This window comes from Streptomyces sp. NPDC096040 (assembly GCF_040303265.1).
GTDB lineage: Bacteria > Actinomycetota > Actinomycetes > Streptomycetales > Streptomycetaceae > Streptomyces.
In genome coordinates this window covers 40,308-58,902 of sequence record NZ_JBEOTA010000041.1, presented here as the reverse complement: position 1 = coordinate 58,902, position 18,595 = coordinate 40,308, and the positions used below count along the sequence as shown (strand labels likewise).

Annotated in this window: 17 protein-coding genes and 1 pseudogene; 7 read left to right on the top strand and 11 right to left on the bottom strand. The window is 68.8% G+C overall.

Features of this window, described 5'->3' with window-relative positions:
* From ABTY98_RS37135 to ABTY98_RS37110, 6 genes and pseudogenes are all read left to right on the top strand, one after another.
* Positions 1-360 (top strand): annotated as a pseudogene (locus tag ABTY98_RS37135) (C2 family cysteine protease); the annotation flags it as partial.
* A 58-nt stretch (positions 361-418) separates the two neighbouring features.
* The gene (locus tag ABTY98_RS37130) at positions 419-745 is read left to right on the top strand and encodes a DUF6406 domain-containing protein (RefSeq protein ID WP_352225542.1); all 327 of its coding nucleotides are present in this window, start codon (positions 419-421) and stop codon (positions 743-745) included.
* Positions 726-1,535, top strand: a complete 810-nt coding sequence (locus ABTY98_RS37125; RefSeq protein WP_352225541.1) for a hypothetical protein — start codon at positions 726-728, stop codon at positions 1,533-1,535. Before ABTY98_RS37130 ends, ABTY98_RS37125 begins: the two co-directional genes overlap by 20 nt.
* A gap of 149 nt (positions 1,536-1,684) precedes the next feature.
* A complete protein-coding gene (locus ABTY98_RS37120) occupies positions 1,685-1,948 on the top strand; it encodes a hypothetical protein (RefSeq protein WP_352225540.1) in 264 nt (87 codons plus the stop codon).
* A 75-nt stretch (positions 1,949-2,023) separates the two neighbouring features.
* Entirely contained in the window at positions 2,024-2,737 is a 714-nt protein-coding gene (locus ABTY98_RS37115) for a hypothetical protein (protein ID WP_352225539.1), read from the top strand.
* Between the two features lie 151 nt (positions 2,738-2,888).
* The gene (locus tag ABTY98_RS37110) at positions 2,889-4,301 is read left to right on the top strand and encodes a PE-PGRS family protein (RefSeq protein ID WP_352225538.1); all 1,413 of its coding nucleotides are present in this window, start codon (positions 2,889-2,891) and stop codon (positions 4,299-4,301) included.
* A gap of 13 nt (positions 4,302-4,314) precedes the next feature.
* On the opposite strand, the gene ABTY98_RS37105 is transcribed toward ABTY98_RS37110, so the two are convergent.
* The 5 genes from ABTY98_RS37105 to ABTY98_RS37085 are packed head-to-tail and all read right to left on the bottom strand — an operon-like array spanning position 4,315 to position 8,180.
* Positions 4,315-4,953: a hypothetical protein gene (locus ABTY98_RS37105; protein ID WP_352225537.1), complete on the bottom strand. Its 639-nt coding sequence runs from the start codon at positions 4,951-4,953 to the stop codon at positions 4,315-4,317.
* 28 nt (positions 4,954-4,981) lie between these two features.
* A complete protein-coding gene (locus ABTY98_RS37100) occupies positions 4,982-5,554 on the bottom strand; it encodes a hypothetical protein (RefSeq protein ID WP_352225536.1) in 573 nt (190 codons plus the stop codon).
* A 10-nt stretch (positions 5,555-5,564) separates the two neighbouring features.
* Complete coding sequence (locus ABTY98_RS37095) at positions 5,565-7,013, bottom strand: PE-PGRS family protein (protein WP_352225535.1); 1,449 nt, start codon at positions 7,011-7,013, stop codon at positions 5,565-5,567.
* Positions 7,014-7,040: 27 nt separating this feature from the next.
* Positions 7,041-7,880 carry a hypothetical protein gene (locus ABTY98_RS37090; RefSeq protein ID WP_352225534.1) on the bottom strand — a complete coding sequence of 280 codons (840 nt, stop codon included), beginning with the start codon at positions 7,878-7,880 and terminating at the stop codon, positions 7,041-7,043.
* Positions 7,881-7,919: 39 nt separating this feature from the next.
* Positions 7,920-8,180, bottom strand: a complete 261-nt coding sequence (locus ABTY98_RS37085; protein WP_352225533.1) for a hypothetical protein — start codon at positions 8,178-8,180, stop codon at positions 7,920-7,922.
* Positions 8,181-8,383: 203 nt separating this feature from the next.
* Between ABTY98_RS37085 and ABTY98_RS37080 the strand changes: the two genes are divergently transcribed.
* Positions 8,384-8,644, top strand: a complete 261-nt coding sequence (locus tag ABTY98_RS37080; protein WP_352225532.1) for a WXG100 family type VII secretion target — start codon at positions 8,384-8,386, stop codon at positions 8,642-8,644.
* 86 nt (positions 8,645-8,730) lie between these two features.
* Here the strand turns inward: ABTY98_RS37080 and ABTY98_RS37075 are convergent, their stop codons facing one another.
* The 6 genes from ABTY98_RS37075 to ABTY98_RS37050 form a co-directional block, all read right to left on the bottom strand.
* Positions 8,731-9,033, bottom strand: a complete 303-nt coding sequence (locus tag ABTY98_RS37075; protein ID WP_352225531.1) for a hypothetical protein — start codon at positions 9,031-9,033, stop codon at positions 8,731-8,733.
* Positions 9,030-9,644, bottom strand: a complete 615-nt coding sequence (locus ABTY98_RS37070) for a DUF3592 domain-containing protein (RefSeq protein WP_352225530.1) — start codon at positions 9,642-9,644, stop codon at positions 9,030-9,032. Before ABTY98_RS37070 ends, ABTY98_RS37075 begins: the two co-directional genes overlap by 4 nt.
* A gap of 18 nt (positions 9,645-9,662) precedes the next feature.
* Positions 9,663-11,120 carry a hypothetical protein gene (locus ABTY98_RS37065; protein WP_352225528.1) on the bottom strand — a complete coding sequence of 486 codons (1,458 nt, stop codon included), beginning with the start codon at positions 11,118-11,120 and terminating at the stop codon, positions 9,663-9,665.
* A complete protein-coding gene (locus ABTY98_RS37060; RefSeq protein WP_352225527.1) occupies positions 11,113-11,448 on the bottom strand; it encodes an SAV_915 family protein in 336 nt (111 codons plus the stop codon). Before ABTY98_RS37060 ends, ABTY98_RS37065 begins: the two co-directional genes overlap by 8 nt.
* Positions 11,449-11,580: 132 nt before the next feature.
* Complete coding sequence (locus ABTY98_RS37055; protein ID WP_352225544.1) at positions 11,581-16,053, bottom strand: FtsK/SpoIIIE domain-containing protein; 4,473 nt, start codon at positions 16,051-16,053, stop codon at positions 11,581-11,583.
* Between the two features lie 118 nt (positions 16,054-16,171).
* A complete protein-coding gene (locus ABTY98_RS37050) occupies positions 16,172-18,481 on the bottom strand; it encodes a serine/threonine-protein kinase (RefSeq protein WP_352225526.1) in 2,310 nt (769 codons plus the stop codon).
* Positions 18,482-18,595 lie beyond the last annotated feature (114 nt).

The window sequence follows — 18,595 nt, the reverse complement described above, 5'->3', positions numbered from 1 at the left end:
CTGCACTGCGTCCGCCCCGCCCGAACCGGGATGTCCCCTCCAAGGACGGGCCAGCACGGCACTCCGGACGAAACGCGATCATGCAACGGCCCCTGCCTGGCGGGGCTGAAGAAGGCCTTCGACTCGGGCAAGGTCGTCACCGTCTCCACTCCGGACGACGAGAACCTGGACAAGGACCACCCCAAGGAGTGGGGCAACACCTACTGCACCGACCACGCCTACTACGTGCGTGGCTTCACCGCCGACGGCAAGGTCATCCTCGGCAACCCCTGGGGCGTGTCGGGATATCCGCCGATCACGGTGTCGCAGGAGCAGTTCGACAAGTACTTCGGGGGAGCCGAGGCGTTCGATGCTCCCTGATGCCCGACAGAAGCCCCCGCAGGCCCCACAGGCCCCACAGGCCCCACAGGTGAGTGATGTGTCCGAGCGCCCGCAGATGAAGTACCCCTTCGAGATCGACGGCCGCTGGGTGCTCCGCCACCACATTCCGTACGACGTCCGGTACGACGGCCGGGCCCACCACATCGTGGCGGCAGTCTTCGGTGAACCGTCGGTGCACGGCCGGATCCGGGTCAGCCGCGAAGGGCAGTCCGTCGCCGAGTACGACGGGCTGGCCCCCGGCGACATCGTGGAGATCACCGGCGACGCCTGGCGCGTCACGGAGGTCGAGTACCGCACCCACATCGCGCTGGAGCGCGTGACCGACGGCAACGAGGAGGAGACCGGTGCTCAGGCCGGCGAGTAAGTACGGCATCGCGGGCGCGGTCACGGCCCTGCTGGCCCTGACCGGCTGCGGATCGTCGTCCGACGGGACAGGCGGAACGGGCGGGACCGGCGGTGGCGGCCCGACGACCGCCGCGCCCGCGACCACGCAGGCCGCGGCGAAGGACAAGGGCCCCCTGTGCGTGGGCAAGGCCGCGGCGGACGGACTGCACGTGCTGCGCGGCGGCGGGTTCCGGCTGCCGGAAGGCGGGGGTGTCCAGTACGACTCCGCGACCGCCGACGGTACGACCCGCACCGCGACCCTGCGCGAGGGCGCGAGCTACGCGGACGGCCAGAAGCAGCAGAACGTCAGGGCCGGGCAGCGGATCACCTTCTCCGGTCACGCCTACACGGTCAGCCAGATCTGCTCCTACCGCGTGGTCCTCGAACCTCGGGACGCGAAGGACAAGACCGCCCTGGCCGCGGCCCCGAAGTCCCTCGAATCGAAGGGCGGAGAGGCGGACAGCGGTCTGTGCTTCTCCACCAACTCGTCCGTGCTGGCCGCGGCGGCGAAGGGGTTCCCGGCACGCGGGAGCACGCTGTCCCTGCTCCGCAACGGTGGTGTGAAGACTTTCCCGACCGGCCTGTCGATCACCGTCTCCTACATCGACGCCAAGACCGGGACCGCCGGAGTCGGCGCGAACTGCGCCGCGATCCCGGTGGCCGTGTACAGGGACGTCCGGGTCGGTGACACGGTCGAGTTCGCGGGTGTGCTGTTCAAGGTGTCGGGGCTGGCTGAAGACGTCGTGCGGCTGACTCGGACGAGCGCGTAGTCGACGACCCCGAGGAGGCCGACGGCGCACGCCACTACCGTGTCCGCGACGGACAGGGCCAGGACGTCGGCACGGTCCGCCGTATCCCGCCGCTCAAGCACGCTCTCAAGCCAACATGGCGCATCGAACAGCCCGGTCGCCCCGAGATCGTGAGCAGCGCCGAGTGGGCCAAGGACGGGGCCACCGAGATGGTCCAGAAGGGCGCGGGGAAGTTTCTGCTGCGCGCCGTGCAGGCCGTGGCGGACATGGGGGCGGAGGGCGGTGACCAGCCCGCCAAGTCAGGCGCCCTGGAGTGGAAGGCCGACGACGAGCTGGTGCTGACGTCCGACGTGGATCGCCGGTTCCTGGTCCGGGCGGCCTGGCTCAACCGTCGGCTGGTGTTCTCGTGCGGACTGCTGCGGGCCGGACGTTGACCGACGGCCGCCTCTCGCCCTCGCCCAAGGAATCGTAAACTCGCCTGGGTAGAGTCATGCTGTCCGATGCGAAGCGTGGCCATGGAGGCGGAAGTGGCGTTCGGCAGGAACAACAAGGCGAAGGCAGCGGAGGAAGGGCCGGTGGAGCCTGTCTCCTGGGAGAACGTGTCCAGGTTCGTGGTCGGATCCGTCGAGCGTCCCAAGTCCTCCAAGCGGCCACGGTCGGTATGGGGAAAGCCAGCCGTGCGCGTGCCGAAAGGCAACAAGGACAATCCGGTTCTCGCCCCTTGCGCATTCCTCGGTTCGTCGTCCGTCGAGGGACTTCCGTCACGTCCGGAGCTCACACTCTACGAGGATGCCGAGGCCCGGCGCCTTCTGTGCTACGTCGAGGAGCCCAAGGAGGTGGACGGAGAGCGTCATCACGTCGTACGTGATGCACAGGGCCAGATCGTCGGAACCGTTCGCCGCGTACCGCCCAAGCGCCCGTTCAAGCACACCTGGCGCATCGACCAGCCTGGTCAGCCGGAAATCGTCGGGCGCAACGAGTGGGTGAGCGGAAGCGCCGGACAGGTGGCCGCGCGCGTGGCCATCCGGGCCACCTTCGAAGCGGTGGACGGCCTGTTCTTCGCGGGCACAGACGACAAAGCGGGCAGCAAGGCACGGTCGCTGGAGTGGCGAGCCGGAGACAAGGTCGTCATGACCTCTGAGGGCAGCGCGCAGGTCCAGATCCAGGCGAACTGGCTCGACCGGCGGCTGGCGTTCGCCTTCGCCCTGGTGGGAGACAAGTAACAGTCCTGTGGACCAGTTGCGCTGAGCTCACTCGTTCCTCAATACCGGGTAAAGCGCGTGCGTAGGATGATATTCCTGCGTCGAGCCAGATCAGCCATGGATGTCGAAGCGGCGGTACATGCAGGGTTCGCACTTTTGAGGGGGCAAGAGCGTGAGGACCGTAAATCCGGATGATCTGGAGCAGCTCGGCAAGCTTCTTGACGGGCGGGGCGGCGTCCAGGACAAGCTCGACGAGGCCTTCACCAGAGCCTCACGTCTGGGTGTGTCCAGCAAGGTGACCGCCCTCAAGCCGCTGCGGAGCTGGGTGACGGACACTGGCCCGGATCTGCGAAAGCGTGCGACGATCGCCCGGCTGGAGAGCGGGGATCCGGAAGCCGGCGTGCTCTGGGCCGGCTTCAGCGCCAAGGACATCGACAAGTACCTCAAGGACCACAAAGGCGAGGGGCTGTCCCCGGACGAGATCCTCCTGGCCAACTCCGTGGCCGCCAGCGACGATCCGGACGCCGATGTCTTCAAGCGGAAGTCCAACGAGTCCCTGAACGACTGGATCTCGCGGATCAAGACACACGCCCTGGAACAGATTCCGGGACTCAAGCCGCACGCCGCCACGATCATGAGCGTGATCGACTTGTACGGCGACTGGAAGTCGGTCAACGGGACCACGGCCACCGTCACCATTCAGGGGGCGGCCCTGACCAAGGTCCTGGTCGGTAACTCGTTCAAGAAGGGCCTGCTTCGAACCTGGAAGACCCGAATTGGAGTCACCCTCCGAGGGTCGGACAACGACCTGCTGCGCTGGTCGGGCACGAAAATCATCAAGTACACGCCGAAGATCCGCTCCCTCGGCGCTCCGGGCAGCTGGTTCCCGAGCAAACTGAGTCAGTGGGCCCAGACGGTCCCGGGCACCAAGAGCAAGGTCGCCGAGTGGACGGGCAAGGGTTACGACGCCATCCGTGGCCTGACGTTCATGAAGTCGCCGATCTGGAAGGGCGTTTCGGCCAACAAGGCCATCAACTTCATCGTCGGTTCGGACTCGCTCGCGGCTCGGTACGGGGGGCTCACCCACTCGGGACAGGCGGTCACACGCGCCGGCAACGCGAACCTCTTCGAAGTTTCGGGAAACATCTACTCAAAGGCCCGCGGTCTCGGATTCAGCCGTACCGCTTCACTGGGGAAGGGGCTGGCCGGCGCGGGCAAGGTGGCCGGCGTCCTGCGCGGAGCGGGCATCGCCGGAAGCGCGGCCGCAACGGTCTTCAGCACCGCGAACGTCGTCGCACAGGGCAACCCCGTCAAGGCCTTCCAGCGTAACGGCGCCGCCTACGTCGGTGACGTTGCCGAGGCCGGCTTCAACGCCTCCATGACGGCGGCGATGATCGCTCCCAACCCGGTTACCATCGGCCTCGCCGTCGGTTTCGGAGCTGTCTATGTCGGTGCCAAGGTGGTCGAGCACTGGGACGACATCAAGAAGGGCGCGGGCGAGGCGAAGAAGTGGGTCGGCGACAAGGTCCACGACCTGGGGAAGAGCATCGCCAAATCCAAGGCGAACCCAATGAACTGGTTCTGAACCAGTCGACGCCCTAGCTCCGAGGACGCCGCAGTCTCCCGTACAGCACGAACGCCTCCATCACGGCGAGGAGTCCAGCACACGTCCGGATCAGCCAAGGTGCAACGCCGTTGACCTCACCGCTCAGCCGGGGATCCAGCCAGCCCTCCGGGTCGACGACGAGCGTCGCGCGGCGGCCCGGCTTGAGGTCGTCGTCACAGCCGGTGGTGTCGTCCACCTCGTAGGAGCTGTGCTTGGGGGTGTCGGTGAGCACTACCCGGCAGGTGCGGCCGTCGCCATGCTTGCTGTAGTACGTCCCAGTGTCGGCGATCACGGCAGCGTGCCGGACGCCGCGCTGGTCGATGGCGTAGTCGTTCATGGCGGGCCCGACAAAGAGCATGAAGGCGAACCCGGACACCGCCATCCCCAACCCGGGCCCCACACCGCACATGGACCAGGCCAGGACCAGCACCAGCAGCGCCAGCACCGCGCCGAGCAGCATCACCAGCGTCCCCTGGTGCTGAGCGAGCCATGCGCAGCCGGTCAGGGCCAGCGGCGTGACGACAACGGTCCCCACCGTGCCGGGCCAGCGGCGCGCCCGCCGCGGCGGCACAGCCGTCTCCGTGGGAGTGGGAACGGCCGTTCCGTAAGCGTCGTACATCGGGGCGGTCATCGAGCCGTCCTTCCTTCCCACACCCGGCTCACCACGTTCCCTCGTCCCGCTGTCGGCCGAAGAGAAAGTTCATCGGGATGGCGAGCAGGGCTCCGCCAGTGGTGAGAACCGTTTTGTCGACCTCTTCCAGAACGAGGGCGATGGCCAGGTCCGTGGCGGTGACGTCGCCCTCCGCCTTGCCCTGGCGGGTCCCTCCGACGCCGCGGATGTAGCGGCCCCTGCCCATGGTGACCTTCGCGCCATCGCGCTCCAGGTGAGCCGCTCCCCCCGCCGAGGTGTATCGGTAGCGGCAGCCTTGATGGTGTATCTCCAGCCAGCGGGATCCCTTGCGAATCCCGGCGACCTTCAGGTCCATGTCCACCGCGACGTCGCCGATCTTCAGCATGCCGCCATCGAGAGAGGGCAGGTTCCCCACTCCCCCGCGGAACACAGCTGCCGGGAATTCGGCCCCGGAGAGGATGACTTGACGCAAAGGCTCCGCTCCCGACCCGTCCTGCGGCCGGAACACCCGCACTGCGCCGAATGGACCGACGACTCCCGCGTACCCACGGCGCACAGGTCCGTCGAGCTCAGGCTCGACCTCGAATTCAAAGCTCGCCACGAAATTTCCTCTAGAACCAGTTCATCGGATTCGCCTTCGATTTGGCGATGCTCTTGCCGAGGTCGCCGGCGTTGTCGTCGACCCACTTCGTCGCCTCGCCCGCGCCCTTCTTGATGCCGTCCCAGTGCTGGACCACCTTGGCACCGGCGTATACGGCACCGGTCACCGCGACCGCCCCGATGGTGTACGGGTTGGGGGCGGCGGTAGCGATCGTCAGCGAGGCGTTGAAGCCGACCTCGGCGACGTCAGCCACATAACCCGCGCCCTTCTTCTTGTAGGCAGTCCTCGGGTCACCCTGGGCAATGACGTTGGCAAGGCTGTACCCCGTCGATATGACGCCACCGATCACGCCGACACCACGTAGCAGTCCGCCGGCCTTCCCTGCGAACCTGATTCCTCTGCCCAGCGCGGCGAGCCGCCCCACCCCGAAGAGACGTTCGTCCGCGTACGCGTTCCGCGCAACCTTCCACAGGCTGGCCTGACCGGCACGTCCCGGAATCTGCCCGGCGTGTGTCAGGCCGCCGTACATCTTTGCGATCTTGTCCGCGCCGACGAGCCCGTCGATCAGCCCATTGCCGCTCAACCCGAACGCGATTCTCGCGTTCATGAGGCGACTCGCGCGTACGGTGTCGTACGCGTCGCCGACTCTGGCCAGGATGGAGGTGTTCAGAAGGGGTACCCGGCTCGCGTCCTGGTAAATGGCGTTCCCGGAAGCCAGCCCGGCCAGCCTGCTGGGCAGCCATGTACCCGGGGCCGACAGGGACTTGACGGGAGGATTCCACGCGTCGAGCCTGGCTGCCCACTCGGCGACCTTCTCGGGCGCCCAGGCGTACCGGCCATGGAACCGTTGCAGGGCCCCGACGAACTGGCCCTTGTACGTCCGCAGGGCGCCTTGCGTCACGGAGTTTCCCACCAGGACCTTGGCGAGGTTCACACCGTGGAAGACAGCGGTTCCGCCCTGACCGATGGTCGACGTGACGTCACCGACGTCACCCAGGATGTCGGTGATCTCCGTCTCGTACGGCTTGAGCGCGGGTACCGCTGTCGCGATGCCGTGCGCCCTCAGGCGGTCCACCCAGTCGTCCAGGGATTCCCCTCGGCGACGGCGTAACGCCTCCGCGCCCGGATCTCCACTGACGGCGATCGCATTGACGAGGAGCAGCACGTCCGGGGCCTTGAAGTAGACGGCCGCCTCGGCGATGCCCTTGGCGTCGAAGCCTGCCCAGCGCAGGCCGGCTTCGGAGTCGCCGTCCTCCAGGCGTGCGACGGCGGCGCGCCTGCGGAGGTCGAGGGCGGTGTCGGAGACCCAGCCGCGCAGCGGTTTGAGCGCGCTCAGCTTGGCGCTGACTCCCAGGCGGGAGGCCCTCGTGAAGGCCTCGTCGGTCTTGTCCCTCACCCCTCCCCTGCCGTCGAGCAGCTTGGCGAGCTGGTCCAAGTCGTCCGGATTGACGTTCCTCATGTCCGGTCCGAGAGCGGGGCCGCCCCCTCACTCCCCCTCGGTCAGCAGTTCTTCCTGGTCCGGCAGCAGGTCTGTGATCTTTTCCCAGACCTCGGCGGAGTTGGACTTCAGCAGGACGAGGGGGCTGTCCGGTCCCACCTGGCCCGGCATGATCGGCTCCTCGGGCTGTTCGCGGATCCAGTAGCCGAGCGGGCCGCAGTCCCAGACGGCGAGGGCGCGGATCATGGCGGACGTCTGGCCGTCGTGCCTGCCGTCCCAGGCGGTGGTGATGCGCCATGTGGCGTTCAGAGAGACGACCAGGTCCAGGAACTGACTCAGGGCCAATTCCTTGAGGTCGGTGTCCGCCTCGACGAGCGCTTTGCGTACGAGCTCGCGCGTCGCGTCGTCGTCGGCGCCGGGCTCCTCCAGGGCGACGAACGCGGCGTCGAGGGCCGCCAGCTTCGTCTCGATACGGACTTCGGGCGCGCCTTCCTCGGGCCTCTCCCCACGGTGCAGGTTGACCTTGCGGGCCAGTTCCCACACCAAGGTGTTGGGCTCGATGGAGACGTACTCGGACTCCTCCTCGCCTGGCCACCCATCGTGCGCGATCACCGCTTCCTGGCCCACGACCACGCCGTGGTTGACCGGGCCGTGCTCGCCGGTGACCTCCACCTGGATCATCACCATGGGGTCGGCCAGCGCACCGAGCAGGTCACGCAGCAGCGGAGCCAGTTCGCCCTCCTCACCGACCAGACCGATCTGCTGGAGCTCGACCAGCGATTCCCACAGCTCGTCGGGAGGCGTCTCGCCGTCCAGGAGGTGAGCGAACACGGCGATGTGGCGGTCGGCCAGGCGGAAGCGCGCGCGGGAGCTGTCGTACGAAGGCACTGGTGGTAGTTCCTCTCGCGAAGCGGCGTCGGTGCCGGCTCACTTCTTCTGGTTCTGCAGGTCCTTGGCACCTTTGGCGCACTGGTTCGCCTCGTCGCGCAATGACTGGGCGACCGTGCCGCACGTCCTCTGCCAGCTCTTCAGCTTGCCGCGTACGTCATTCGCGTTCGGGCCCGACCAGGTCTTCATGCCGACGCTGCTGTGCTTCTTCGCGGCGTCAAGTAGCGAGTCGATGTGGTCGGCCAACGACCGCAACTGGCTGGCGCGCTGGTTTAGTTCCTGAATGTCAGGATTTGCCATAGCAGCCTCCCCCGCTGTATCGACGGCCTCAGCATACCGATGCCTGGTTACGCCCTGCCCTGCCCCCGACCCCGACGAACACGACTTGTTCACCGGAAGATCCCATCTTCGGCAGCTCTGGACGGGAACTACGGACGGTGCGGTAGCGTCCACTGTTGCAAACGGACAGTCCGGTTGCCGCTTAACCCACGGGGAGGATTGCCATGGATCGCGGTGCAGATCTCCAGCAACTCCGGGAGCTTTCCAAGCTCTTCGCTCACAAGGCCCACGACCTCCAGGCCCTGATCAAGGACCTGGACGCGCGGACGGGCAACAGCGAGGGCTTCTGGAAGGGCCCGAAGGCCGACCGTTTCCGTCACGACTGGCACGACGTCAAGCCGACGTTCTCGAAGTGGGTCGACACGCTGAACGAGGCCAGCAAGTCGGCCAACACGAGCGCCGACAACATCGAGCGCGCCACCTGATTCCGGGCGATCCGCGCGGATGACGCTGCCCGCCGGGGCGCCGGCCGAGGACCCGTAGGTCTCCGGCGGGCGCCCCGGCGGCGTGTTCAGACCCCGTGGTGGTACATCCGTGCCTCGGCCGCGGAGACCTTGTCGGGCTCGTTCCTGATGGCCGCGTCGATCACGGGCAGCAACTTGTCCACCTGATCGCCCAGTTTCCTGTTGCGGCCTTCCAACTCCCGGTGCCAGGCCCGGGCGTTCTTGCCGACCCAGACCTTGTCGCCGCCGATGTCCTCGGTCGGACGCTTGAGCGCGTTCCGGAAGGTGTCCACCTCCTTGGCGAGGTCGCCGCGAAGCTTGACCAGGTCCGCCTTTCTCGGATTGGGGACCTTCGGCTCGGAATCGCTCACAGGTGTCCCTTCTCGGTCTTCGGATTGCCGGTCGCCGTGGCCGCGTTCCGCCCGGCCAGAAGCCTGTGCCGCAGTACGGTCAGGAAGATCGCCCCGGCCAGGAAGAACGGGGACAGCACCAGGCACACGAGCATCGGCAGTGTCATGGCCGGCGGGTGCTTCACCCACGCTGTCGTCAGCACTCGGGTGGGGTCGTGCGGGTCGTACGTCACCGATACGGAGCTTCCCGCCGTCAGCCCGTCGGGGCGCTTGCCGCCCCAGTCGCTGAGCTCGGTGTCGACCTCGCGCTTCCCGGCGTCGAAACGGAGCCTGATGTTCCCCGGGCTGCCGAACTTGTCCCTCGGTGACGACGTGACCTCCGCCCAGGTGGCGACTCCCCGTGAGCGCAGGTCACTGACAAGCGTGTGTGACGGGAGGAAGAACACGAGGAAACCGCCGAAAACCAAGACAGATAGCACGATCAGTGTCGCGATCAGTCGCCGCTGCGGCACCGGTCGCCGTGCGTCGGCGGCCTTCCTGCGTGTCTCGTCCAGACGCGCCTTCTGCTCGGCGGCCTTCGGAGGCGGGGTCCAGTCGCCCTGCGCCCGCTTCGTCCTTCTCTTCTTCGCCATGAGTTCCGGTTTCCGTGATCAGAGTCCGAGCCAGCCGCCGACCGTCTTGGCGGCGCTGCCCAGACCCTTGCCGACATCCTTGACCGCGTTGGTGACGGCGTGAACGGCCTTCTTTCCGGTGTCGGTGTTGAGGGCGTAGTAGGCAGCGTAACCAAGCCCGGCACCCACCAGGATTCCCGCTCCCACGGCCCAGCCGACCGGGCCGCCAGCCGCGGCGGTGATCAGGGCCTCGGTGGCCCAGGTGGCGCCCATCCCGACGCCCATGGACGCGACGTTCGAGGTGACGGCCACGTCCGTGTCGGAGTGGTTCACCTTGATGTCGTAGGCGATACCGCCGATGGTCAGCAGGGTGCCGACCAGTGGCAGCCGGTCGCCCGTCTTGAACACCTTGCCGAGCCATCCGGCGTCGCTCGCCGACCCCCGGACGAAGGGGGCCTTGTCGACGAGCCAGCGGCCCGAGTCGCCGACCGTCGTCTCCATGAAGCGGGAGATCGAGCCCAGGCCGTACTTGCCGTAGATCTGCTCGGCTTCGCGGGAGGCGGCCTTGGACGCCTTCGCGGCGGCGCGGGTCTCCTTCCGGAACTGGGCCCGCTCCTGGGGTGTCATGGCGTTGATGCGCTTCTCGTAGGCGGCCTTGGCCTCCTGGGAGAACTTGTCCGCCTCCTCACAGAGTTGCCCGGACAGATGCGACTGGAATCCGATGACGCTCGCCACTAGTCCGGCGTGGACGGTCCACGTGGCCTTGGGGTCCCCCAGGTCCGTGACGGCCTTCTTGAGGTGCTTCCAGGCCGTGTCCCACAGGTCGGGGTCGTCGCCCTGCATCAGCGCCCGGTTGAAGACGGCGCCCGGCTCGTCCTTGGGGATGTCGCCGTGGAAGAGGTCGAGCACCTTGTCGAAGCCCGGCGCCGGCTGGTCGGCGTTCACCGCGGCCGTGAACGCCGCACCGAAGACCTTGGTGTCCTCCTCGGCCGTCGGGGCGCCGGACATCGCGATGGCCATGGGGAGGTTCTTGACCAGGTTCGGGTCCATCTTCGCGTAGAAGGACGAGTCGAAGTCCGGGTCGCCCTTGTGCTGGGCCAGTACCGCGGCGATGCGATGGAACTCGGGACCGGCGTCGGCGGGGTCCATGTCCGCGAGGCCGTTGGCCTCCTTGGCCAGGTCCGCCCCTTGCTCGCGGGCCTGTTGCACGGTCCACACCGGTTCGCGCAGCTGGACCATGGTGGGTTTGGGACCCACGCCGTGGAACTCCATCGCCGCGGCGAGCGCCTGGCGGCGGCGCAACATCGGCAGTTCGTCGTCGACCCAGGAGGCGATCTTCTCCATCTCGGTGAGCGCACCGGTGTCGAGTCCGAACTTCTGGAACCGGCTGTGATAGGCGGTCCTGCCCTGGTGCAGGGTCTTGCTGCCCGAGGCCAGGTTGCTGATGGTCCGCATCAGGTTTTCCGGGTTGATTCCGGAGAAGTTCGGATCAGTCATCGGCCGAAACCCCCGCACCTTCCGGCAACCGGGGATCCAGCAGAATGGCCTGAGCACCCGACCCCCGCAGGGCACCCTCGAGTTCACCGGTCGGAATGGCGACCCATGGCTGTTCCTCGCCCATCGCCTCGACGAGACCGACGACGGTGGAGAATGCGACGGCGACACGCCGTTCCCCGCCCGACTCGGCTTCCACACGCAGGAGCATCACATCAACGGTGCCCTCGAGAATGGGTGCACCCTGCTCGTCCCGGGGTATATCCGTCATTGCGGGAAGTACAAGGACATCCGGGATTATCGGGGGATGCTCTTGCTCTGCCGAATTCATCCGGCCAGACTATGAAGGGCGCCTTCTGGCCGAGGTATGAGGATTCCTAAGTTTTGGGCAATTCCGATTACGGAATACGCGCAGTGGCCCCGCTTGCGGAAGCGGGGCCACTGCGCACTCATCGCCGTAAGGTCAGCCGTTCAGCACCGCCTGAATCGGCATGAATGAACCCCCGGACACGAACAGCCCGCTGCCCGCCGACCCGCCGCCGCTGTTCGCCGGGAGCCGGACGCCGAAGAGTTCGCCGTCCGACGGGCTCTGCGGGGTCAACAACAGGCCGTTGCGGGACTTGCGGGTCTCGACGGCGAAGCCCCGGTACTGGCCCGAGAGGCTGTCCGTCGTACCGGCCGCGATGAGGCCGATACCACCGTCGGAGGCCTTGCGGACCACGGACTCCAGGGCCTCGTCGAGGCTGGTGTCGTAGAGAAGCTCGGCATCGTCGACGATGACGGCGTAGGAGCCGTTCGCCGCCTTGTCCGTCAGCTCCGTCAGGTCGTCCTCGCGGCTGTCGGCGTTCAGCACGCCGAGGACTCCTTCCCGGCCCTCCAAGTCGCGCAGCGGAGAGCGCCGCGGGGTGACCAGCACCACCGGGATCCCGGAATGCAGCAGGGACTCCGCCGCGGCCAGCAGCACGGTGGAGCGACCCGACTTCGGCGGGCCCGCGACGACGAAGCCGGGGCCGTTCTCCTCCAGGTCGATGCCGATGGGGTGGAGCTCGTCGCCGCCCACACCGACCAGCGCCCACAGCCGGGACGGCCGGGTGAAGTCGGGGTCCAGAGCCAGCGCCTCCGACGCCGTGATGCGGGAGGGCAGCGCGTCCACCCGAAGGGGGCGCCGGTCGGCGGGGATACGGACGTAGCGTGCTCGCGCCTCCTCGGCGATCTCGCGCAGTGCGCGCACCTGCGCCTGACCTGCCGGGTCCTCCGCCAGAAGGCCGATCTGGGTCTCTTCCACGCCCGTGTCGGTGAGTCGCAGCGCGCGGCCCGGAGGCATGTTCTTCGGGACCTCGCGCGGCTGGAGCCCGGCTGTTGAGTAGTCGCTCGGGTCGGCGAAGCGCAGAACGAGTCGGTCCGCGAAGGCCGACGAGACGTGACCGCTCAGGCCGCTGCGGTCGGCCGTCATGACCACTTTCAGACCGACCGCGGAACCTTCACGGAACATTCGCTGGACCGCCTCGAGCAGGGAGCCGTAGTTGTAGCTCTCGAAGGCAGAGGCGAAGCCCTCCCAGCTGTCCAGCAGAAGCACCATCCATGGCAGCCGCTCCTCCGGAGCCGCTGCGGCGCGTTGCTCGGCCGCGCTGGACGCGCCCTCCATGGCGAGCATGCGCTGCCGTCGGGCGATCTCGGCGAGCAGACGCTCGATCAGGCGCCGTACGCGGTCGGGTTCGTCGCGGGTGACGACGGCGCCGACATGCGGCAGCCGCATCAGCGGCAGCAGGGCGTTGGAGCCGCAGTCGATGCCGTACACGTGCACGTCGTGCGGGGAGGTGGCGCGGGCCAGCGAGCCGGCCAGCGTCCGCAGGGCCGTCGAACGGCCGGAGCGGGCGCCACCGAGCAGCAGGGTGTGCTCGCCGTGAAGCAGGTCCAGGACGAGCGGGGTGCGGCTCTGCTTCGCCGGCTGGTCGACCAGGCCGTACGGGACGGGCGCCACGTCGGCTCCCGCCTGCGACCCGCTTCCGTACGACTCCAGCTCCGCCAGCGTCACCTGCTCCGCCAGCGGCGGCAGCCACGGGCTGCGCTGCTCGCCGAAGCCCATGCGGGCCGCGCCGTCACGGACCGCGTCGACGAGCACCGCCAGGTCGGTCACCATCGTGCCGTCGTCGTCGGCCTGTTCCTGCTTGGGCAGCGGGCGGCCGTAGGCGTTCCACGCCAGCGGCACCAGCGTGGCCTTCGGGCCCGTCTGACCCGTTGCCGGGCGGCGGCCACCGATGCGGGCCGACTGGACGCCGACCAGGGACTGGGCGCCGGAGCGGACATACATGCGGCCGGGGGTCGACTTGGCGATCGCGCCCGAGTCCGGGGCGTCGATGACGTCCTGCGACTCCGAGGCGTCCGTCACGCGCAGCGCGATCCTCAGGTTCGTGTTGGCCCGGATGTCGGCGCTCACCACACCCGCCGGGCGCTGTGTCGCCAGCACCAGGTGGACGCCGAGCGAACGGCCTCGGCGGGCGATGTCGACCAGACCCGCGATGAAGTCCGGGAGTTCGGCGACCAGGGACGCGAATTCGTCGATCACCAGCATCAACCGGGGCATGGGCTCCAGCTCGGGGCGGAGCCTGCGGGTGTCGTTGTAGTCCTCGATGTCCTTGGCGGCCGCTTCGAAGAGGATCCTCTCTCGGCGGTGCAGTTCGGCCGCGAGGGAGGCCAGGGCGCGCTCGGTCAGGTGGGCGTCGAGGTCGCTGACCATGCCGACGGTGTGGGGCAGGCGGGCGCAGTCCATGAACGCGCTGCCGCCCTTGTAGTCGATGAGGACGTAGTTCAGGGCGTCCGGGCGGTTGGCCACCGCCAGCGACGCGATGATCGTCTGCAGCAGCTCCGACTTACCGGCACCGGTCGTACCGGCCACCAGCGCGTGCGGGCCGTCCCTGCGGATGTCCAGGGCGAACGGGCCGTCCGCCGCGACACCGACCGGGGCGGACGTCGTGGAGCCACCCGCCCGCCAGACGCGTTCCACGTCCACACCCGTGGGGTTGGGGATGTTCAGCAGGTTCAGCAGCCGGGCCGACGTCGGCAGTGCGGCGCCCGCGTCGTCGCGGCTGACGTCCCGTACCGGCGCCAAGGAGCGGGCCAGCAGCTCGCACCACTCCGTGGTCACCTGGTCGGCCAGGATGTCGCCGACGCCCTCCATGCCGTAACCGCGTACGCGGACGTGGTGGGCGGCGTCCGGGGACCAGGCGACGACGGCCTTGCACTCTTCGGGAAGCAGGCGCTCGTCCTCGTCTATGCAGAGGGCGATGATGCCGTACTGCGGTCCTTCGGTGAGGAGTTGAGGGACACCGGGCACGCGGCGCAGCAGGCGAGCGCCGTCGAGTATGACCAGGATGTTGGGGTCCGGGTACAGCTGGCCCATCGCGTTCTGCTGCTCGCGGGCGGCCTTACGGCGGGTCAGTTCGTTCAGCAGCTCGTTCACCCGTCGGGTGATGCCCTCGGAGTCGAAGCCCATCAGCGCCACGCAGTCCTGGCCCTGCTCCGGGTTGGTGTGGGGCAGCCAGTGCGCCCAGTGCCACTCGGCGCCGGCCGCCTGGGTGGCGGCCAGGGCCACGATGGACAGGTCGCGGGGGCTGTGCAGGACGGCCGCCTGGACACCGATCCAGCGGGCCGTGGCCAGTGCGCGGGCGCGGTCGCCTGCGATGCCTACGACTCCGAGCCGGGCGAAGGGGAGAGTGACCGGCACGTCCGCCAGGACCGGGGGCTGCGGAGCCTCCTCGTCGTGGGTCACCCCGCCACGGGCCAGGGCGAGTTCGACGTCGGACTCCAGCCCGCCGACCCCGATCCGCAACAGCATCGCGTCCGGATCGGTCAGCCGACGCTCCCACAGGCGGCGGCGCGGGCCGGTGGCGAAGAGCAGGATCTCGGCCGGGTCGGGGGCATCCGCGCGGCGGGCGCGCTGTTCCTCCTTGCCGAGGACGGCCAGTTGGGCCTGGTGCTCGGCGAGGTCCTTCTTGTACTGCTTCAGCGAGGTCTTGTCCTTCTTCTTGCCCTCGCGGTTCTCGCTGATCCACTGTCCCAGCATCATCACCGGGCTCATCAGGCAGAACGCCAGCATGTAGATCTGCTTGGTGACGAAGTACATGCCCACGCCGAAGAAGATGGGCATGATCGCCATGAGGAACTGGAACTTGGCTTTCTCCCCCTTGCCGGGCGGTACCGGCACCACGAGCCGTCTGCGGGGCCGCAACGGCGAGAGTCGGGGAGGGCGGTTGTAGGCGAGACCGCCTTCGCTCATCTGGGACAGATGGGCGTCGGGCTCTGCCACGCGGTCCAGCACGAGGAGCGAGTCGCCAGCCCGAACGACGGCGCCGAGCGGCCACGGCGCGCCCGCTTCCACGGCCTCGTCGTCGAGGAGCAATTCGGTGCCGCCCTCGGGGCTGAGCGAGGTGTTGCCCTGGAGGTCGATCGTCACCCGCAGCGCGAGCGGCGGCAGTGCGGGGTCGGGCAGGGGGAGCATGCAGGTCGGCGCCGAACCCACGGTCGCCGCGCCGACACCGAGCCGGATGACGCGGCCGGCCGCGGGACCACCGGCCACCCGCAGCTCGTACTGCCCGACGGGCTCGCCCTTGCGCAGCAGCGGGCCTATCGAGTCGTCGACGGAGACGCGCATGCCGTCGCGCACTACGGTGGCGGCCGGTGCCGCCGGATCGCAGTACACGCCGTCCACCCACAGCGAGGGTGCCCCGGTCCCGGCGCCGTACCCGGGTATCGGGACCGGGGCGCCACCCCGCAACTGCACCACGTTTCCCGCGCCGTGACCGGCCTGTTGCGCGGGGTGCCCGAGGGCCTCCCCCAGCGCCTGCGCGACATCGCCGGCGGTGGCCGTCTCGTCCGTTGCGATCACAACGTCGTGCGGTTCACCGCCTTCTCTAACGACCGTGACCAGCACCCGCATGGCGGTCATCCTCCCGTCGGCCCCTGTGGCCGCGTTCGTTACTTCGGCTAACGGAGACTAATGGCAGTGGTGGCTTCCGCGCTCGGGCGGCCGGAGCGCGAGCAGCCGGTCGCGGCGGTCAGACCGCCGGCATCGCGTAGATCTCCGGCCCGTTCGTCACCATGAGCCGGTTTCCCGACAGGGCGATCTGCCAGGTGTCGCCGGTGCCCTGGTCGTCGGTCCAGGTCCAGCGGACCTTGCCGGTCCCGGCGTCGATGGCGGCGACACCGCCGGCCAGGGAGTCGCCGGCTCCGTACAGCGTCGTGCCGGCCTTCAGGAAAGTCTGCGCTCCCCTGGAGTTCTCGTCGCAGAGCCAGAGCCGCTTGTGCGTTTTTATGTCCACAGCCCACACTCCGCGGTCGTGGTCTCCCGCGTAGAGCACGCCGTCGACGACCGACGGGTTGTAGAAGCCGCGGCGGCCATTGGGGGACAGCGTCCACCGGGTGTCCCCGGTCTCCACGTCCACGGCCTGGAGTCTCTCGCCGGGGATGAAGACGAGCCCGTCCGCGACCGTGGGCCGCCAGCTCCAGTCGTCACCGATCTTCTTGGTCCACACCTGGTCACCCGTGGCCGTGTCGCGCACGGTGAGGTTGAACTTGGAGTCGGTGTACACGAGGTACTTGCCGAAGACGGCGCCCTGGACGTCGTACTCGTCCGTCCCCCAGTCGCGTCTCTGCAGCCACACCTGCCGACCCGTGGTGTGGCTGATCGCGGCGACGGCGGTGCGGTAATCGGTGGCACTCTTCGATTCGCCGAGGTCGGTCAGCGTGACGTAGACGTTCTTGGCGTCGATGCCGATCGTGCGCTCGACGTTTAGTTGTTTGCCGAGCCGGCTGCGCCAGGTCTCCTCGCCGCTCTTCACGTCGTGTGCGACCAGAACACCGTCGTAGTCGCCGTCGGCCAGAAACACCTTGCCGTCGTGGAAGAGTAGTTCGGCGCCCGTGCGGCAGATGTCCGGCTTGGACCAGCGCGGCTTGCCCGTCGTCATGTCGTACGCCACCAGCGGGTCGCCGCTGACCAGCAGCAGTCCTTGGTCGACGAGCAGCGGTACTTCCGAGTCGGTGCTGTCGTCGGCGGCCGTGCGGTGCCACAGCGGCTGGGGGGCCACTCCCGCCGGCGGAGTCGTGAAGTTCTCCCCGACGGGCTGCGCCGAACTCCCCTTGCCGCCCGCGGCTGCCGCCGAACCTGCCGTCCCGCCATTCCTGCCAAGCCACCAGGCAGTGCCACCGCCCACCGCTGCGACCGATGCCGCCCCGCCGAGCGCGAGGCCGAGAGCCCGACGGCGCGAAGGGACGGAGGCCGTCGCCGGAGCCGGGCCCAGTCGCACGGTGCCGGGGGCCGGCGTGCTGTACGGGTTCGCTCCTGCCGCCGGCGCCCCATGCCCGGCGGCGGGCACACTGCCGTACCCCGGCACCACCGGCGGATATCCGTATCCCGGTGCGGACATGGCCGCCGGGGCCGGACCGAACGCGGCCGCCGGCGCCGGCGCGGTCTCGCCCTCCAGGTCGAGGATGCCGGCCGCGTGCGTGGCGATCGTCGAGGCCACCGCGGACGGCAGCCAGTCACTGAGAGCCCCCTCGACACCCTGCGGTGCCAGCGCGGCCACGATCTCGGCGGGAGCGGGGCGTTGCGCCGGCTCCTTCTGCAGGCACGCGCGGACGACACCCGCCAGGGACTGCGGTACGCCGGTGAGGTCGGGCTGCCCGTGCACCACCTGGTAGAGCATCGCCGCATGCGAGGCGGCGCCGTCCCCGAAGGCGCCGCGTCCCGTCGCCGCGAAGGCGAGCACCGCGCCCAGCGAGAAGACGTCGCCCGCCGCACCGACCTCCTGCCCCAGTGCCTGCTCCGGCGGCATGTAACCGGGTGAGCCGACCACAACCCCCGTCTGCGTCATGCGGTTTCCATCCACCGCGCGCGCGATGCCGAAGTCGATGACACGCGGACCGTCGGCCGCCAGCAGGACGTTGGACGGCTTGAGGTCGCGATGGATCAGCCCGGCCGCGTGGATCTCCTGGAGCGCGGCGGCGAGCCCCGCGGCCAGCGCGCGTACGGTCCGCTCCGGCAATGGGCCGTGCGCGGCGACCACGTCGGTGAGATCCGGGCCCAGCACGTACGACGTCGCGAGCCATGGCAGCGACGCGTCCGGATCGGCGTCGACGACGGGGGCCGTGTACCGGCCGGAGACCGCTCGCGCGATCTCGACCTCGTACCGGAATCGATCCCGGAAGTCCGCGTCCGCCGCCAGATCAGGCCGTACGACCTTCACCGCGACGGTACGACCACCCGGCGAGCGGGCGAGATAGACCCGTCCCATGCCGCCGGCGCCGAGACGTCGCAACATGCGGTAGTTGCCCAACTCCCGCGGATCGTCCGATTGCAGTGCGTCCATGGCGGACTTCCCCCGTCGCATTCACTTGGTGTGATGGTGTTCGCTATCGCAGACACAGTAGTGATCGACGGCATGGTCGGGGGCGGCAGGGCGGGAGTGGGCGACCGGCCCGGA

Coding starts and splice junctions, on each gene's coding strand:
- ABTY98_RS37105 (WP_352225537.1), bottom strand. CDS start 4,953: ATGACCGCCCCGATGTACGACGCTTACGGAACGGCCGTTCCCACTCCC.
- ABTY98_RS37095 (WP_352225535.1), bottom strand. CDS start 7,013: ATGAGGAACGTCAATCCGGACGACTTGGACCAGCTCGCCAAGCTGCTC.
- ABTY98_RS37085 (WP_352225533.1), bottom strand. CDS start 8,180: ATGGCAAATCCTGACATTCAGGAACTAAACCAGCGCGCCAGCCAGTTG.
- ABTY98_RS37080 (WP_352225532.1), top strand. CDS start 8,384: ATGGATCGCGGTGCAGATCTCCAGCAACTCCGGGAGCTTTCCAAGCTC.
- ABTY98_RS37070 (WP_352225530.1), bottom strand. CDS start 9,644: ATGGCGAAGAAGAGAAGGACGAAGCGGGCGCAGGGCGACTGGACCCCG.
- ABTY98_RS37065 (WP_352225528.1), bottom strand. CDS start 11,120: ATGACTGATCCGAACTTCTCCGGAATCAACCCGGAAAACCTGATGCGG.
- ABTY98_RS37060 (WP_352225527.1), bottom strand. CDS start 11,448: ATGAATTCGGCAGAGCAAGAGCATCCCCCGATAATCCCGGATGTCCTT.
- ABTY98_RS37055 (WP_352225544.1), bottom strand. CDS start 16,053: ATGCGGGTGCTGGTCACGGTCGTTAGAGAAGGCGGTGAACCGCACGAC.
- ABTY98_RS37050 (WP_352225526.1), bottom strand. CDS start 18,481: ATGGACGCACTGCAATCGGACGATCCGCGGGAGTTGGGCAACTACCGC.